Source organism: Nonomuraea sp. NPDC050451 (assembly GCF_044458585.1).
The window spans coordinates 1-15757 of the sequence record NZ_JBITHZ010000069.1; the positions used below are offsets into that span (position 1 = coordinate 1).

The following is a 15757-nucleotide window of genomic DNA, read 5'->3' on the forward strand; positions in this document are numbered from 1 at the left end:
GACCCCGTCCGGCACCAGCCTGGCGGGGTCTTCCTTGTCGTCCATATAGACAGCGCGAATGTCGCCTACGTGGACACCTTCAGCGTCGTCCTACAAACGTGATCTCGGGCCAGTGTCCGAGTGGCCTGTCCTCGCCTTGGCATGCGTCGCTGGTAACGGCGGGGTGTGGAGCCCAAGGGAAAGCCGAAGGGCCCCCGCGCATCACGGGAGGCCACGGGCGAGAGGAAGATCGGACGGGCGAATAGGGTGAACCTTCGTTGATGCCTCGTGACTGACGGGCCCCCGCGGATGTCGGCTGTGGTGGGGGTGCAGGGCCTGGCCGCTGGAAAGCGGCGGATGCCGGCGGGGACATTCCTTTCCCGCCGGGCGGACACCATCGGCCCCGGGGTCAAGAAGGCGCCCACCCCGATCGCATCTCATGCGTGTGCAACGTGGGAACCCCGTTGCGGTCCGGCCGATGGCTGGTAGGCCGACCGTGAGGAAGGCGTAATGCCGCAGCGGGAACAGGATGGTCCAAGAAGCGAATGCCGGTGCGCCGAAAGGCGGCGGGAAAGCGGCACGAGATGATCGCTCCTCCACTGCGATCGTGTCGTATAACCGGCCGGATACGGGCCCGGGAGGCCCGCCTCGAAAGAGGGCTGACGTGGACCGGGTGGGTCTGCGAAGAGAACGGACGACGAGGCGTTGGAACCGAGGGACAAGTTGGACGCTGGGACGCCGCCGATGGCCGATGCCAAGGGTGGGGTCGGGGCGAACGGACCCGAGGACGAGAGCCTGGAGTGGAACGCCGTGGACTGGCGTGCCGCCGAGGATCGAGTACGACGACTGCGGCAACGGATCTTCGCGGCAACGCGGGCCGGGGACCACAAGCGGGTCCGCAGCCTGCAGAAGCTGATGCTCCGAAGCCTGTCAAACACGCTGATCAGCGTGCGGCAGGTGACCGAGCGCAATGCTGGTCGTCTCACTCCCGGCGTTGACGGGCGAATCACGCTGTCAGCGGCGGACAAGGAACGTCTGGTGATCGAGATCCAGTGGTCGCCACGGCGGGCCCGGCCAGTGAGACGGGTGTTCATTCCGAAGGCGAATGGGAAACTGCGCCCACTCGGTATCCCGGTGATCGCTGATCGAGCCCAGCAAGCGCGGGTGCGAAACGCGCTGGAGCCCGAGTGGGAAGCCCGGTTCGAGCCCAAGAGTTACGGGTTTCGGCCGGGCCGGGGATGCCATGACGCGATCGAGGCCATCTACCAAGTCGTCAAGGGTCGCGACCCGAAACGGCAGTGGATCCTCGACGCCGACCTGCAAGGAGCGTTCGACCACATCGATCAGCAGCCCCTTGCTGATGAACATCGCCTTGCACGGAATGGAAACGGCGGCCGGGGTGCGATACTTCACGCGCAGTCGAGGCGGGATTGAGACCGCGCCTGAAGCCCCGGTACTGGTCCGCTATGCCGACGATCTGCTGGCGTTATGCCACAGCCGAGAGCAAGCGGAGCAGGTCAAGCAGCGGTTAGCCGAGTGGCTGCGGCCCCGCGGCCTGGTATTCAACGAGGCCAAGACCCAGATCGTCCATGTCAACCAGGGGTGCGACTTTCTGGGGTTCAATATCCGCCGCTACCACGGCAAACTGCCGCTGATCAAACCCAGCCGTGACGCCGTGAGGCGAATCCGGGAACGGCTGCGCACCGAGGTGCGGGCCCTGCTGGGCAGCAACGCCGCCTCGGTGATGCGCACGCTCACCCCGATCATCCGGGGCTGGGCGGCCTACTACCGCAGTCAGGTCTCCAGTGAGGTGTTCTCCGCGCTGGACGACTACATGTGGAAGCTGCTCTACAAGTGGGCCAAGCGGACACACCCGAACAAGTCCAGGTGGTGGCGGATGGACCGGTACTTCGGCCGGTTCAACCGCTCCCGCAACGACCGGTGGGTCTTCGGCGACAAGGACACCGGAGCTTACCTGCCCAAGTTCGCCTGGACGAAGATCGTCCGACACGCGATGGTGGCCGGGACCGCCTCCCCAGACGATCCCGGCCTGGCCCGCTACTGGGCCGACCGTCGCGGCAAGAAGCACAACGGACCGCTCAGCGTGCTGCTGCTCGCCAAGCTGAAAGCCCAGCGAGGACGCTGCCCGCTCTGCGGCACCCTGCTTCTGCACGCCGACCGCGAACCGCAGTCCCCGCACGAGTGGGAACAGTGGCTACGCGGCACCCGACTGGCAATCAGCAAACTCAACATCGCCACCGGGAACGGCCCGGACGATCAACGCCTCATTCACACCGCTTGCCGGACCCGAACCGCCCGACCGGCAGCACCAGCGCTACTCCTTACGGCTTCGACGCCAGCAAGACCTGCTTGAGCCGGATGAATAGAAATGTTCCAGTCCGGTTCTGAGGGGAGGGCGGCGCGGTAACGCGCCGTCCTTACCCGACTCCTGTCCCCGCTGCTGGCCAACATCGCCTTATCCGCGCTGGACGAGCACTTCGACCAGCAATGGCAACAGGAGATGCGGACCGACAAGCGGCGGGCCCGGCGCAGAAGGAACGGCCTGGGCAACTGGCGGCTCATCCGATACGCCGACGACTTTGTCGTGGTCGTATCGGGCGAACGCCACCATGCCGAGGCTCTGCGCCAGGAGGTAACAGGCCTGCTCGCCCCACTGGGGTTGCGGCTGTCACCAGCCAAGACCCGCGTCGTCCATATCGATGAGGGCTTCGACTTCCTCGGCTTCCACATCAGAAGGCAGCGCAAACGAGGAACGCAGAAGTACTACGTCTACACCAAACCGTCCAAGAGAGCGATCCAAGCGATCAAGGACAAGGTGAAAGACCGAACACGCAGGGCCTACCAGGACATGCGCCCGGATGAGCTGTTGATCAGCTTGAACCGGATGCTGCGCGGATGGGCGAACTACTTCCGGCACGGAGTGTCCAAGGCGATCTTCGGCGCGATCGATAACCACGCGTGGCATCGCATCATCCGATGGATTTTCCGCAAACACTCCCGGGTCAGCTGGCAACAGCTACGCCGCCGGTTCTGCCTACCCGGCACCTGGAAACTGGCCTGCAACGGCGTCGAGTTCACCGGCGCGTCCAGCGTCAAAGTGACCCGCTACCGCTATCGCGGAGCCAAGATTCCGACGCCGTGGACACCGCGACCGGCAACCGCCGTTGCTGGCGGTTGACCCCGGGCAAGACACGTGGAGAGCCCGGTGCATGGAGACGTGCACGCCGGGTTCGGCGGGCGGGTCGGGGAAACGGGCTGATCGCAAGGTCAGCACCGCGCTCCGACCCGACCCAACTGAGCCCCAAACGGGCGTTGCGGCGAGAGCAACAACCACCTGGTTAACGGCAGGTCGAGGATGGCGGCGGGCGGCAGCCAAGGCTCGCTAACTCCTGTGCCCGGGATTACCGGCGCAGTGCGTACTTATGCGCCGACCGACAGGCCCCGCGGCGTGTGTACTTCCCGAGGCCCGCAATCCGGCGGGTCGCTTCATCAAGAGGGATATATGTTCCAATCACGAAGACTGAGACATGCCGCTGCGTTCGCCGCCGCCATGTGCGTGGCCGGAATCGGTGTCGCGCTTGCCGCGCCGGCGCAGGCCGCCACCGTGTACAAGGAGCTCGAATACCGCGGCAACGCCTCCAAGCTGGTCCTGACCGCGGCAGGGAACTTCAACGGCTCCTTCGTCCAACTGAAGGCCGACACCAACAGCGCGCTCGGCCAGTGGGAGCAGACGGCGACCTTTTCCTCGGGCGGCGGGCAGTCCGCCTTCATCTACAAGCTGCGGGCCAGCGTGGGGACGGGCTCTGAGCTGTGCCTGACCGCCACGAGCACCGTGGACGTGGTCGTGGCCGCGTGCAACAACACCGACAGCCAGAAGTGGTTCCACCCCACTGCGGTGTCAGGTCCTGGCGGCAGCCTGCCGACCAAGAACGTCGCCAACCTCCGGCACCTGGGGCAGCCCCAGTCGTCCTCGGCAACATCGCTGTCGCTGTTCGGGCCGATCGGCGTGCATTTCTGGGCCAAGCGCACTGCCTGAGCCATCGAGGTGACCAGGCGCAGGCCCGGCATCGCGAAAGCCCCCGACCTGGCCCAGGTCGGAAGCTTGATCGATATGGTACGCGCGGGGCCGGCGCCTGGCATGCGGCCTGGCTGGAGGCGGGGTCCCAGTAGCAACGGAGCAGAATCCAACGAACCCGCGCCTGAGGCCAACGACGCCCGCCAACGCCGCCAGATCGTCCACCGGTAAATGCGTTGCCATGCTGCTGCGTCGCTTGACATCGTCACACCGGTGATCGATGCCCATCGCCCCATCAAGGCCACCGTCGCCATCCCCGTCACCGTGCGCGACCTCCTGCCCCGCGATCTGCCCGCGTGCACATGGTCGGGTTCGGCCGGCCACCTGCGCCACGTGCAGCGGGAGCTGGCGCGCGCCGCGAAGGGAGAGGTGGACTATCTGGCGGTATGCACTCCTGTGAACCTGCCAGTCGCCATCGGCGGCGTCGACTACCGGCTCAGTGAGGGGGCCGGTACCCTGTGGCAGCTCGCTGTGCTTCCGGCGCTCCAGTCCCGTGGCTTGGGAACGTTGCTGATCCAGGCCGCCGAACAGCGCATCGGTAACCGCGGCCTGCGCAGGGCGGAACTCGCCGTCGAGGAGGATAATCCTCGAGCTCGCGCTCTGTACGAACGTCTGGGCTATGTCGCCTATGGCCGAAGGCCGGAGGCCTGGGACGAGGAAGCGCCGGACGGCTTGATCCGTCGCCACGAGACCACGTGCGTTCTCATGCGCAAGAATCTATGAGCCGAGCAGAGAACCTCGTACAGGCAGGTCCGGCCAGTTCTAGCAGTTCAGCAGCCCACTGTCCCTTTCTCCCGTACTTGGTCTGCTCCCGAGGATGCGCAGCATCGGCCACTTCAGCACGAAGGTCATGACCAGCGCGGCCACAGAGGCTTCCTGGATCACCATTTTGAGTGACGGGGAACATACTGATCGCTCTCGGAGCCCTGGTTCAGTCAGATGCAGGCGCCACCGGGGGAGAGATCGTCTTTAGGCCTTGAGCATCTACGGGCTCACGCCGGTAAGAGGCTGATCACGGCCGCGCGGCGCGTCCTCCCCCTGGGCGCGCGCTATTTCACCCTGGCGGCCGGAGCCGTGAAGGTGTTGCAGACGGACGGCGACTCGGACTCGAACCCCCGCCTGATCCAGTAGACACGATTGGACGCTTTGCCGAAGCCGGCGAAATTGCCGTCGATAACGTGCCGATCGATGTAGTAGTCGTGGCCGTGCTCGCGCGTGTGGCCGAGCGAATCCCAGACACTGCCGGTGAACGCCCCGGAGAAGCAGAGCGTCTGCAGCGTGTATCTGGACTGAAGGGCCAGCGCGTCCCGCTTGGACAGCTTCTTCATGGTCTTGGCCACGGCGTTCATGATGCCCGCGACGTTCTGGACATGGATGGCATAGCCCGCGCTGAGGGCCTCCAGCAGTTGTGGCTTGTCGATCTCGCCCTTAAGCCCGTAGTCGCTGACCATCATGTGGACGGTCTTGGTGTTCGTACAGTAGACGCTGTCAGTGGCGTCGGGTGCGTAGATGCCGCAGGAGGTCTTGACCCGCTCGCCGTACGACAACACCACCTTGGGCTTGGTGTACCGCAGACCGGCCTTCGTCAGCAGCGGCCCCCACGCCTTGTCCAGACAGAGGGAGACCTCTTCGACATAGCGCCGGAACACCTCGACGTCGGCGCTGGCCGCATGCGGCTCCTCGCAGGTCTTGAGCGCGAACTTGCCCGCCTTGTACAGCGGGTTCTTGGTCAGCACGGCCGGGGCCGGCGCGGCGCTGGCCGTCCCGCTGAACGCGGCGCTGGCGAGCACGCCGACGAGTAATGGCACGATCAAGGACCTCGGACGCATGGCACCGGACTTTACATGGGTGTCAGCCCACATAAGCCCAAAACCCACATTGAGTGGATCTTGAATGAGTGGACGGGTGGGTTGACGAAGCTGTGATCTTCTTCGTCTGTTGGGGATGGGGTTCGTCTCGCTACGGTGTGGCTCGTCCGTTGGCGGGGTGAGCCCGGGTGCTGGTCATATCCGGCCGAGATTTCCCGCTTGCGGTCCGGCTGCCGTTCTCGGAACTGTTGAGCTGGCCATACGTCGCGCTCTGGCCCTTGTTGGCCCGCTGGTAAGAATCGCGGCACACGGCCCAAACGAGCGGCGTCGCCGCAGGTCACGGTGCGCGACGGTGTCACCCGCAGAGGGCGGGTTTCGGTCCGGGCGTTCGGGGATGAGTCAGGCACCCTGCGGCGCGATAAGGCTGGTTCGGGCGTTTTCGCAGGTCGCGTTGCTCGCTAAGTGCTTTTATGTCAAGCCGCCCAGGAACTCCAGGTCACTCACAGCTACTTTGCGTCTGGTCGCACGGATGCCGAGCGGAGGGCCGTGATTTCACACCGGTGTAGCCGATCCAGCATTCGCTGTAGTAGTAAGGAGTTGTAAAGCGGGATCTTGGGAAGTTTTTGCAGGTCCGGTGGAAACCAAACCGCACAACCATGACCATGGCGAAAAATGACAGGCGAGGAGAGACGACTTTGGGCCGTTCGACGCAGTGGAAGTTCCTGCTGGAGGGCTGGGAGAAGCGCAGCGTGTGGGGCTGGGATGACGACGAGTTCGTCCAGAGTTATTGGGCGGACCTGTACCGCAACGAGAACTCGGACGACGAGCCGGACGGGAAATTCCGCGGCGGGGAACCCCCCAAGTGGTCCCTCGACTGGAGCGCCCTGTACAACGAGATCCTCAATTTCACCCACGCCGATCCGGATCACCTCGAACAAGTGATGAACGACAGCATGCGCTGACCCGCCCGGACCAGCGGCTCAACCCGGGCCCGCGGTCGACGCCGCGGCCGGGGGCGGCCGGTAGGCCTGGCGGCGCTCGGGCCCGCTCCCGCAGGCCCGGGCATCGGGGCGCGGCGACCCGCTCGTTTGGGCCGTGTGCCGCGATTCTTACCAGCGGGCCGGGTTAGGCTGCGGCCGCCCGGCGCGCGGCGGCGGCGAGCTGGAGGTGAACACGCGCGGCGCGGTAGTCACGCGGGTAGCGGGCCCGGTTGGCGTAGGAGGGTGCGCCCGGCAGGATCAGGCGGCCTTGCCCGGGCACAGTTCGGCCGCGTGCGGTGCGCTTGCCTCGGGTCTTCATCCAGTCGAGCTCAGCGAGCCACCAGGCGTAGAGCTGGCGGTCGAGTGCGTAGGCGCGGTGGCGTCGCTCGCGGGTGCCGTGCGCATCGATGCGCCGGGCCGCGCCGGTCAGGCTCGCGCGGGGCTGCTCGCGAAGGTCTGGATCCGACAAATACCGCAAGAGCGTGATCGTCCTGACTGCGCGGCCGAGCTCGCGAAAGGCTCGGTAGAGCCGGTTCTTGCGAGAGTGGTTGCCCAGGCGGCGCAGCAGAGTCACTGAGGACAGCCGGTTCTCCCGGATCGAGATCGCGGTACGGAGTAGATCCGTCCAGTGGGTCTCGATGAGAGTCCAATCGATCACCTCATCGCCGAACAGCGAATCGATGTGCTGGTACCGGGTGCCCGGGGTGGGCCGGTAGAAGATCAGGTCGTGCCAGTTGCGGATACGGGGCAGCAGGTCGAAGCCCATGAGCGCGGCGAGCCCGAAGACCGGCAGCGACTGGCCCTGAGTGTCCGCATGGATGGTGTCGGGCTGGATCTCCGAGGCGTTCTTCAACAGCCCTTCGATGATGTAGACCGCCTCCCACACGCCACATGGGATGAAATGGGAGAAAAGCGCCACATAGGTATTGGAGATGTGTCTGTAGGCCAAACCTCCATATCCTCCATACCGAATGTGGCTCTCCGCAAGGAGATTGTTCTCCCACGTCTCGATCTGGGAGCCGTCGGCGGCCACGGTCTTGCCATCGCCCCAGACCGAGGCGATGTCGAGCTTGTTGAACTCGTTGATGACATCAGTCGAAGCTTTGGAGATCTTGTCGCTGGTGGAGTGCTTGTTCGCGGTCATGGCGATCTCGGCGGCGCTGACCTTGCCGCGCATGTGCGCGGCAACCTGGGCCGGGCCGAGCAGCGTACCGTAAGTGAACACCATCAGCACGTACCGGCCGAGCGCTTCCTTGATCTTCGGGTCAGAGCCTGAGGCCGGGCCGAGGTGCCGGGTCCAGCCTGTCTGGTAGGCGGTGCGGGTGAGAATGTCGAGCAGGTCCCGCTGCGGGAGCCGTTCGTGCACAGCCTCCTCCAGCTTGAGCGCCTCCTTGCTCCGCTCGACGCCCTTGCGCCGCTTGAGCACCGGCCGTCCGCCCTCAAGGGTCAGGTCCGTGTTGGCCGGGTACCCGGCGTCGACCCCGGCCGCCGTGTCGGCCAGGAGCTGCCTGTAGTGGCGAGTCAACTCGCGCGGGTCGGTCGGCAGGCCGGCCTCGGCGCAGAACCCCTCCACCAGCGGCTCGCACTCCTCCCAACTCATCAGCTGATCGTGCAGGTTGGCATAAGAGTCCGACCCGGCCACCGCGATGTCCCCCGACTTCCGCTCCGAAGCCAGATAGGAGAACACACACACCTCCAGGTGACGGCGCACCAGCATGCCCGGCCGGTCCGGATCCTTGAGGATCTTCCGCCACATCCCCGAAGCGAACGCGTCCACATCCACCACCAACTCCACCGAGACCAGGGCGCCGTCCGCGCCCGCGCGCTCCACGCTGATCCGGTCGGGGACGAACGTCGCCCGCGCGTTGCGCTGGGCTTGCAGGTATTCCACCGCGTCCAGCACACTGCGCTCGGCGTTGGTCGACTCCAGGTCGATCGAGTCAACCAGGGTGAACAGCGCCGAGCGGTGGGACCGGTAGTGCTGGTCGAGCAGCGGCAGGTAGTTGTTGCCGTGATATGCCGACACCGCCTCGTACGCGGCCGCCAAAACGTCCAGGCCGCCGGCCTCCTCCAGCGCCTTCAACACCAGCCGGCCCGCCCGCTCGGCCACATCCCCGGATCCGGAGCCCGCGCTCGCAGCAGGATCGGTACTCGCGCCGTCCGGCAGCGGGCCGACCGCGCCGGGCTCCGCGGGTGTGACGGCCTCGCGGACGCCGTCCAGAACATCGCCGAACACGCCCAGCAGGCGTTCGGACTCGGCCCGGTGCGCCTCCCGCAGAGCTTCCAGCTGGTCGCGGCCCTTCTTGTGGATCGTCGCGATCCGCTTGCAGAACATCGTCACCACGTCGTCCCGCACCCCGGTCCGCACCATGTGCAACAGACTCACGATCAACGTGAGGCGCTTGTCCTCATCCAGCACCTTCCGCAGGTCCGCAACATCGGTGACCCTCGCCTCTCCGGCGAAATGCGCGATCTTCCCCGGCGGAATCCCCTCCAGCCACGCCCCAGTCGGCCCGAGGGCGTCCAGTTCCCGCAGGAACGTCAGACGACCCTTGAACTTGTTGAGCGACGCCGCCTGCGCCGCGTCCTTCAACCCGTCGTACGCGCTGCGCCGGGTGATGGGGTCGACCAGCAGCGCCCGGGCCAGCCTCGCCCGGGCTCCGGCGTCAACCCAGCTGGACACCAGCGTGAAGAATCCGCGGTTCACCTCGGTGCGGATCTTCTTGGTCATCTCATCCAGCGTCGTGTAGCCGGGCAGCTCGCACTCGGCGCGAACCAACTCCTCCAGCGCCACATTGATCAAGTCAGCGGGGTTGTCCTTGGCTTGGGCCGCCTTGCGTATCGCCTCATCGGCCACCTCCCGGACCCGGGCCGCATCATAGGTGACACCCATCCGCTGGCGCACGAACGACCGATGCCGCTTGGCCGACCGCTCCGCGGCATCCTCCAGCACCACCCCCTCCGGCAGGCCGATCATCTCTCGGATGTGCTCGAAGAGCACCGCGGGGACGTCCTTGAGCTTCGGGAAATATCCCAACCGCTGATAGGCCTTCAACCACACCAGCAACGCCAGCAGATGCTGGTCATCCTGGGTCTTGCCGCGCGCCCACTCCACCTCGGCCGCCGACGGAGTGAACACCTCCGCCAACTCCCGCGCCGACACTGCCCGCGCAAACCTCGGGTACGCCGTCCGATCGATCGACGCCACCCAAACTGCCCGAAACCATCACTAACCAGCGTGAAGTCAGGAGTTTAACGACCGGCGATCAAGAGCGCGGCCCGTTTCCGCCGTATTCCGGTGGCACCCGGGTAGGAGCCTGACATGGCGCTCCTGATCGCCCTCAGCGTCCTGGGGCTGGCCACGCTGGCCGTCGCCGCCGACCACCTGGTCCTCGGCTGCGGCCGGCTGGCCGAACGACTCGGGCTGGAACCGGTCGTGGTCGGCGTGGTCGTGATCGGGTTCGGCACCAGCGCGCCCGAACTGGTCGTGGCCGGCACCGCCGGGCTGCAGGGCCAGGCGGATCTGGCCGTGGGCAGCCTGGTCGGCTCGAACATCATCAATCTCACCCTGATCCTTGGCGTCGGCGGCCTGGTCGCGCCGTTGGCGGTCCGCTCCTCGGTGCTGCGCTGCGAGGCCCCGCTGTCCCTCGCAGCGGTCACGGTCTTCGCCGTCGCCCTGCTGTACGCCGGCAGAGCCGAGCACGTCCGCGGCGGGTGCTCAAGAGTTCGGACCTGTCAGTTCCGGGCTGGATGACTAGAAAACAGGCCGTTGACAGCCGCTACCGGGGAGCGTCGGTGTGCTGGGCGGCATAGCGTTCGCGCCAGCTGTCGATGAGCGGGATCAGCTGCTCGGTCATGTAGGCGTAGAAGTCCTTCATCTCGTGAAGGCGCCGGCCGGTGATGCCGTCTTCGCCCGCCGCGTCCAGGCCTTCCTGAGCGGCATCCCCCATGGTGGCCAGCATCGCGTTCTGCTGTGACATCAAGCTGGCCCAAGCCCCCTGGCGGAAACGATAGTGGTCGCGGCGGCTGCCGGGGGCCGGCACCCGTTCGATCAGGCCGAGCGGGATCAGCTGCTTGACCGCGGTGGACACCGCACCCGAGCTGATGGACAACTGCTCGCACAAGTCGGCGGCGGTCATCGACTCTTGCCGGGTGTAGAGCAGGGCGGTCATCACCCGCGCGGTGGTCTTCTGCATGCCGCCCTGCGCCAGGGTCAGCGCCAGCTTCTCGGCGGCCTCGCGCAGCCGCTGGTCGGTGTCCATACCTCAATCCTATCAATCACTTCGAGTATTCAGAGAATTTACAAATCTCTGAAACCTTTATACCTTCTGAGGTGTGGAGATCGCGCCATGGCGACCTCCCTGACGCCGAAGGAGAGCCGACAGTGAAGCCCAAGAACGTGGTCGCAGGCGCGCACGGCATGACCGACCAGGCATGGAAGAAACACGCCAACCCATGGAGCGTCTGGACCCGGTTCGCCGCTATTCCCGCCTTCGAACTGGCCGTCTGGAGCCGCGAGTGGATCGGCTGGTGGTCACTGGCCGGTGTTGCCCTCGTCGTCATCTGGCTCTGGCTGAACGTCCATCTATTTGCGGCGGTCGAACCGACCAGCTGGGCGGCGCGCGGCATCTACGGCGAGCAACTCCATGTCGACGGCAAGGCTCCGGCGGCACATCGCATGGTGCTACGGCTGCTCATCGTGGCCGGCCTGATCGGTTTCGCCTTCATCGCCTGGGGACTGATCGCCCTGGAGACCTGGCCGCTCGTGCTGGGCACCGTACTGCTCGTGCTCGCCCAGCTGTGGCGGATCGACCGTTACGGCCTGCTCTACGAACAGCACCAGAGCGAAAGCCTGTGACCCGGTACGGCCAGCGCACCACAGCACCGGCTGTACCGACACCAACCCTCGACCCGCCCCCTACGTGTGGAGAGCCTCATGCACGTCCCCGGCACCGCGCACCCGCGCCGCTGGTGGATCCTCCTAGCGCTCTGCTTGAGCCTGCTCGTCCTGGTCATCGACAACACCATCCTCAACCTGGCCATCCCCGCGCTGATGAGCGAACTCCACGCCACCCCCGCCGACATCCAATGGATCATCAGCGCCTACACCCTCGCCTACGCCGGCCTGCTCCTGACCGCAGGCGGCCTATCCGACCGCTATGGCCGCAAGCGCCTGCTGATCGCCGAGCTCTCGCTGTTCGGGCTCGCGTCACTGGGCGCCGCGTTCGCCATCTCCCCGGAGCAACTGATCGCCGCTCGCGCGCTGATGGGCGTCGGCGGCTGCCTGGTCATGCCCAGCACCATGTCCCTGCTGATCACCGTGTTCGACGAGAGCGAGCGCCGCACGGCGATAGCCGCCTGGAGCAGCGTCTCCATCGCCGGAATCCTGGCCGGGCCGTCGTTGGGCGGGCTGCTGCTGGATCACTTCTGGTGGGGATCGGTATTCCTGGTCAACGTGCCGGTCGCGGTCATCGCGATCGTCGCCGCCGTCGTGCTGATGCCGGAATCGAAGGCTCCGGCCAGACGTCCGGACCTGCCCGGCGTCGTCTTGTGCACGCTCGGCATGGTGACCGTGGTCTGGTCGATCACCGCAGCGCCGCAGCGCGGCTGGGACAGCCTGTGGACCGGCGGCTCCCTCGCTGCCGGCGTGCTGCTCCTGGCGGCGTTCGTCATCTGGGAGCTGCGCGCCACGCACCCCATGCTTCCGCTGCGCGTGTTCGGTGACCGCAACTTCTCCGGCGGCACCCTCTCGGTCATGCTGCTGGCCTTCGCCGCAGCCGGCCTGATGCTGGCGCTCACCCAATACGTCCAGCTCGTCCTCGGCTACAGCGTCTTGCAGGCCGGTATGGCGCTGCTGCCGTTCGCCGCCTCCTCCACGCTGTTCAACATCCTGGGGGCGACACTGACCAAACGGCTCAGCAACCGCACCATGGTGACCGCAGGCATGCTGACCACCGCCACTGGATTCCTGTTCCTGTGGTCGATCAGCCCCAGCGACGGCTACCCGCTGCTGGCCACCGCGCTGGTGCTCATGGGCATGGGCGCCGGGCTGGCAGCCCCGGCCGCGGTCACCGCGATGATAGGCGCCATCCCGCCCGAGCACGCCGGCGCCGGATCGGCCATGAACAGCACCATCTCCCAGGCCGGCAGCGTGCTCGGCATCGCCATCCTCGGCAGCGTCCTGGCCACCGGATACACTTCCGCCCTCCCCGCCGACATGCCGGCACCGGCCAAGCAGTCACTCACCGACGCCATCGCTCTCAGCACCCCGAGCGTCACCGCCATCGCCCGGGCGGCGTTCGTCGACGCCATGGCCCTTGGCATGATCACCGGCGCCGTCCTCGCCGCCGTAGCAGCCTTGCTGGCTTTCCTACTGCTTCGCGCCAGACCGGACGCGGCAGCGCCGGATACGCCCACCTCCACCCCCACAAAGGTCGGCACGTAGAGCGGTCCCTCCCTCGCGGCCGGCGGCCACTACGCCATCCAGCAGGGCTGACGTTCGACCACCTCGCCCCCTGGCCACCTTGGTCCCACGGGGCATGGCAGGCGGCCGAACGGCTGGCGCTGGCGCTGACCGAGGGCGGCCTGCAGCGCATGTCGGCGCGCGTCCTGGCGGTGTTCCTGTTCACCGGTGCTGAGACGATCACCATGGGCGAGATCGGCGACCGGCTCGGCGCGAGCGCCGGCGCGGTGTCCGGCGCGGTCAAGTCCCTGCTGTCCACCGGCCTGATCGAACGCCTGCCCGCGCCCGGCAGCCGCCGCGAGCACTACCGGCTGCGCGAGGACGCCTGGCCCACGCTGTTCTCCACGCAGAACACCGTCGTCCAGGTCATGCTGCAGGCCGCCGAAGCCGGCATCGCCGCCACCGCCGCCGGCGACCCCGCCCACGAACGGCTGAGGCGGATGCACGACTTCTACGAGTTCCTGCTCGGCGAACCGCCCGGCCTGCTGCGCCGCTGGCAGGAGCGGCACCCCTCCGGCTGAGCGCCCGTACGCGCGGGCCCTGTCCGGGACGGGCCGCCAGGCGTAGGCTGAACGCCAGGTGAGCCGGGAAGCCTGGTCGGCACGTCCAGTCCGCATCAAGACAGGGATGTGCCCATGCGCCCCCGAGACGCCGTCCCACCAGAGGCCACGCGCCGCACCACGGCGGCCCCCGCCATCGAGATCACCCACCTGAGCAAGCACTTCGGCGACGTGCGAGCGGTCGACGACGTCACCCTTCGAGTACCTGCCGGACAGATCTACGCGCTGCTGGGTCTCAACGGCGCCGGCAAGACGACCCTGATCCGCACGCTGCTCGGCATGATCACCCCCACCGCCGGAACCGTGCGCGTCCTGGGCGCCGACGTCACCGGCGGCGACCGCTCCGCCTGGGCGCGAGTGGGCTACCTGGTGGAGGCGGCCGCCGCCTACCCGGAACTCACCGTGCGGGAGAACCTGGAGGTCGTCCGACGGCTGCGCCACCTGCCCGGCCCCGCCGTCGGCGCCGTCGGCGACATCATCGAACGTCTCGCGCTCACCCCGTACGCCGAGCGCCGCGCCCGCACCCTGTCGCTGGGTAACCTGCAGCGCCTGGCCCTGGCCAGAGCCCTGCTGCACGCCCCCGCCCTGCTCATCCTCGACGAACCGGTCAACGGCCTCGACCCAGCTGGCGTCGCCGAGATCCGCGCCCTGCTCGCCGGCCTGGCCCACCAGCACGGCACCACCGTGCTGCTGTCCAGCCACCTACTGGCCGAGGTCGCCCGCCTGGCCACCCGGATCGGCATTCTGCACCACGGCCGCCTGCTCGGCGAGCACGACGCCGCCCGCCTGGACCGGCACCGCCGCCGCCACCTGCGCCTGACCACCCGCGACGACCACACCGCCGCCGCGGTGCTGCACGCCGCCGGCTACCACCCCGAACCCGCCACGCCGGCCGGCCTGCTGCTCACCGATCCCCGCGCCCTGGCCGAGCCGGAGCAGGTCGCCGCCGTCCTCGTCCACGGCGGCATCCCGCCTGCCGACCTGCACCTGCAGGAAGAGGACCTCGAAGCCTTCTTCCTGCGCACCGTCAGCACCAACGCGCCCGAGGCCGCCCCCGGGGCGGCGTTCGAGGCCGGGAAGGCGGCCGGAGATGCGTGAGGCGCTGTGGGCCGAGCTGCTCAAGGCACGGCGCAGCCGCCTGCCCTGGATCACCGCGCTGGCCTTCACCATCGCCGCGCTGGTGTGCGGCATGTTCATGTTCATCCTCGCCGACCCCGCCCGCGCCCGAGCACTCGGCCTGCTCGGCGGCAAGGCCCAACTGTCCGGCGCCAGCGCCGACTGGCCCGGCTACCTCGCCCTGCTCGCCCAGGCCGTCGCCATCGGCGGCCTCGGCGTGTACGGGCTGATCGCCATCTGGCTGTTCGGCCGCGAGTTCAGCGACCACACCGCCACCGACCTGCTCGCCCTGCCCACATCCCGCACCACCATCGTGGCCGCCAAGTTCACCATCGCCGCCCTCTGGGCGCTGCTGCTGGCCGTCCTGCTCGCCGCGCTCGGCCTGGGTATCGGCGCCCTGCTCGCCCTGCCCGCCTGGTCGGCGCCGGCCGTGCTCGACGGCCTCGCACGCATCCTGGCCGCGGCTGCGCTCGCTGCGCTGACCACCACACCGCTGGCTTTGGCCGCCAGCGCCGGCCGCGGCTACCTGGCCGCCGTCGGTGTCCTGTTCGGCATCATCTTCGCTTCCCAGATCATCGCCGCGCTCGGCTACGGCGCCTATTTCCCGTGGTCGGTGCCCGGCCTGTACGCCGGCATCGCCGGAGAAGGCCAGGACCCGCCCGGCCCGGCCGGGCTGCTGCTGGTCGCGGCCACCGGCGCGATCGGCGCCATCGCCACAGCCGCGTGGTGGAACCGCGCCGACCATAAGCGCTGAC

The 15757-nt window shown here is 67.5% G+C and carries 14 protein-coding genes and 1 pseudogene; 12 read left to right on the forward strand and 3 right to left on the reverse strand.

Going from position 1 to position 15757, the window contains the following annotated elements; all coding sequences use genetic code 11:
• Positions 1-723: 723 nt before the first annotated feature.
• The 5 genes and pseudogenes from ACIBI9_RS65610 to ACIBI9_RS65630 all read left to right on the forward strand — a co-directional run.
• Positions 724-1546 (forward strand): annotated as a pseudogene (locus tag ACIBI9_RS65610) (reverse transcriptase N-terminal domain-containing protein); the annotation flags it as partial.
• A 108-nt stretch (positions 1547-1654) separates the two neighbouring features.
• Positions 1655-2353: a group II intron maturase-specific domain-containing protein gene (locus ACIBI9_RS65615; protein ID WP_397238910.1), complete on the forward strand. Its 699-nt coding sequence runs from the start codon at positions 1655-1657 to the stop codon at positions 2351-2353.
• A gap of 87 nt (positions 2354-2440) precedes the next feature.
• Entirely contained in the window at positions 2441-3178 is a 738-nt protein-coding gene (locus ACIBI9_RS65620; RefSeq protein WP_397238912.1) for a group II intron maturase-specific domain-containing protein, read from the forward strand.
• A 378-nt stretch (positions 3179-3556) separates the two neighbouring features.
• On the forward strand, positions 3557-4036 hold the full coding sequence (locus tag ACIBI9_RS65625) for a hypothetical protein (RefSeq protein ID WP_397238864.1): 480 nt from the start codon (positions 3557-3559) through the stop codon (positions 4034-4036).
• Between the two features lie 252 nt (positions 4037-4288).
• Positions 4289-4798 carry a GNAT family N-acetyltransferase gene (locus tag ACIBI9_RS65630; protein WP_397238865.1) on the forward strand — a complete coding sequence of 170 codons (510 nt, stop codon included), beginning with the start codon at positions 4289-4291 and terminating at the stop codon, positions 4796-4798.
• Positions 4799-5124: 326 nt separating this feature from the next.
• On the opposite strand, the gene ACIBI9_RS65635 is transcribed toward ACIBI9_RS65630, so the two are convergent.
• The gene (locus ACIBI9_RS65635) at positions 5125-5883 is read right to left on the reverse strand and encodes a neutral zinc metallopeptidase (RefSeq protein ID WP_397238866.1); all 759 of its coding nucleotides are present in this window, start codon (positions 5881-5883) and stop codon (positions 5125-5127) included.
• Positions 5884-6578: 695 nt separating this feature from the next.
• Here ACIBI9_RS65635 and ACIBI9_RS65640 point away from each other — a divergent pair.
• Positions 6579-6845: a hypothetical protein gene (locus ACIBI9_RS65640; protein ID WP_397238867.1), complete on the forward strand. Its 267-nt coding sequence runs from the start codon at positions 6579-6581 to the stop codon at positions 6843-6845.
• Positions 6846-7008: 163 nt separating this feature from the next.
• Here ACIBI9_RS65640 and ACIBI9_RS65645 read toward each other — a convergent pair whose 3' ends face one another.
• Positions 7009-10071, reverse strand: a complete 3063-nt coding sequence (locus ACIBI9_RS65645) for a Tn3 family transposase (RefSeq protein WP_397238868.1) — start codon at positions 10069-10071, stop codon at positions 7009-7011.
• A gap of 114 nt (positions 10072-10185) precedes the next feature.
• Here ACIBI9_RS65645 and ACIBI9_RS65650 point away from each other — a divergent pair, with 114 nt between their 5' ends.
• On the forward strand, positions 10186-10617 hold the full coding sequence (locus tag ACIBI9_RS65650; RefSeq protein ID WP_397238869.1) for a hypothetical protein: 432 nt from the start codon (positions 10186-10188) through the stop codon (positions 10615-10617).
• A gap of 25 nt (positions 10618-10642) precedes the next feature.
• Here the strand turns inward: ACIBI9_RS65650 and ACIBI9_RS65655 are convergent, their stop codons facing one another.
• A complete protein-coding gene (locus ACIBI9_RS65655) occupies positions 10643-11125 on the reverse strand; it encodes a GbsR/MarR family transcriptional regulator (RefSeq protein ID WP_397238870.1) in 483 nt (160 codons plus the stop codon).
• A gap of 122 nt (positions 11126-11247) precedes the next feature.
• Between ACIBI9_RS65655 and ACIBI9_RS65660 the strand changes: the two genes are divergently transcribed.
• The 5 genes from ACIBI9_RS65660 (at position 11248) to ACIBI9_RS65680 (ending at position 15756) form a co-directional block, all read left to right on the forward strand.
• Positions 11248-11721 (forward strand): DUF6653 family protein, encoded by a 474-nt coding sequence (locus tag ACIBI9_RS65660; RefSeq protein ID WP_397238871.1) that lies wholly within the window; start codon positions 11248-11250, stop codon positions 11719-11721.
• Positions 11722-11799: 78 nt separating this feature from the next.
• On the forward strand, positions 11800-13308 hold the full coding sequence (locus tag ACIBI9_RS65665; RefSeq protein WP_397238872.1) for an MFS transporter: 1509 nt from the start codon (positions 11800-11802) through the stop codon (positions 13306-13308).
• Between the two features lie 149 nt (positions 13309-13457).
• Positions 13458-13847, forward strand: coding sequence for a GbsR/MarR family transcriptional regulator (locus ACIBI9_RS65670; protein WP_397238873.1), 390 nt, complete (start codon positions 13458-13460; stop codon positions 13845-13847).
• Between the two features lie 114 nt (positions 13848-13961).
• On the forward strand, positions 13962-14984 hold the full coding sequence (locus tag ACIBI9_RS65675; RefSeq protein ID WP_397238875.1) for an ABC transporter ATP-binding protein: 1023 nt from the start codon (positions 13962-13964) through the stop codon (positions 14982-14984).
• Positions 14977-15756, forward strand: a complete 780-nt coding sequence (locus tag ACIBI9_RS65680) for an ABC transporter permease (RefSeq protein WP_397238877.1) — start codon at positions 14977-14979, stop codon at positions 15754-15756. The genes ACIBI9_RS65675 and ACIBI9_RS65680 overlap by 8 nt, the downstream gene beginning before the upstream one ends.
• Position 15757 lies beyond the last annotated feature (1 nt).